A 1306-nucleotide genomic window follows, 5' to 3' on the forward strand; every position below is an offset into this window, starting at 1 on the left:
CAGCCGCAGCCGCAGGCGTTTGGGCTCCCACCGGCGGGCGTCGCCGGTCAGGGAGAGCATGGGCATCCAGGCGAGTAGGTCGAGCGCGATTTGGACGATCTCCAGCCAGACCTGATTCTGGGCGGCGTCGTGGAGGGGTAGGTTGCGCAGGCCGGTGTCGCGGGCGGCGCGGATGCGGTCCTCGGCGCTGGCGCGTTGGCGGTGCCGCAGCTCCAGGTGCGCGATTGGCGTGTGCTTGGTGTTGGTGGCGAAGCAGGTCAGCCGCATGCCGTCGGCGTCGGTGAAGCGCAACTGGGCTCCGGGGTGGGGCCGTTCCTTGCGGACGATGAGCCGCATCCCTTTCGGCCAGCCGCCCAGGACGTCGCCGGCGAGTTCGGCGACCCAGGCGCCGTCACGGATCTCGCCGCCGGGTTCGACGGCCGGTGTCCAGGCCGTGACCGGGATCTTCAGCACGGCCTGGTGGATGGTGTCGGTGATGGTCATCCCGACCGAGTAGGACAGCCATCGACCGCGTGCGGTGAGCCAGTTAAGGAAGTCATGGGTGCCACCGGCGGAGTCGGTGCGGATCAGGGTTCGGCGTCCGCGCCGGTACTTCTTCGGCAGCTGGGCCAGCGCCACCTGGGCCGCTTCGATGTGGTCGGCGGCTGTGTTGCTGCCCGCGTTCCCCGGCCTCAGCAGCCCGGCGACCGGTTCCCCGGACCCGCCTGGGCCGTGGTCGACGAACGCGAACAGCGGGTGGTGCCCGAACGTCTTCTTCCAGGTCCTGGCCGCGCCCTGCTTCTCGGAGTGCGCCAAGACCAGCACGCCGTCGATATCCACGATCACCTGCCTGTCCGCGTCCGGGGCAGTAGGCCCGGCCAACTGCCAGACCCGCTCGCGGACTTCGGCTCGTGCCAGGCGGATCGCTGCCAACGCGCGGGGACCGGATGCGGCGAGCGTGTCGACCAGCCGGGAGACGGTCGAATCGGAGGCCACCGGACCAAACAGGTCCGGCTCGGCCCGCAGCACCGCGACGTCGGCCAGGCAATCCCCGCCCAGGGCAACCGCGAGCGCCACATCCAGCAGGACTTTGCTCGGGTCGTGCACCGCCCGCGGCTTGCGCCAGGGGGCGAGCGTCGCCGCCATCACATCCACCAGGCCACTCTTGCGGACGGTCTCCACCAGCAGGACCGTCCCGGCCTGCGAGACGACACCGCGACCGGCGGCCGACACGCGGACGGACGGGTACAACCCGCTACGCTTCTTCACCTGAGGAGTGCAGCTTTCCTGACGACGACAAGAGCCCTAGACAAGCCCTATCGTCCCA

At 70.2% G+C, this 1306-nt stretch carries 1 protein-coding gene; it reads right to left on the reverse strand.

The features are described from left to right. On the reverse strand, positions 1–1248 hold a 1248-nt coding region (locus ACIOJE_RS41270), incomplete at its 3' end, for an IS1380 family transposase (RefSeq protein WP_400783846.1). Positions 1249–1306: the final 58 nt, after the last annotated feature.

The organism is Kitasatospora sp. NPDC087861, assembly GCF_044742585.1.
Classification (GTDB): domain Bacteria; phylum Actinomycetota; class Actinomycetes; order Streptomycetales; family Streptomycetaceae; genus Kitasatospora.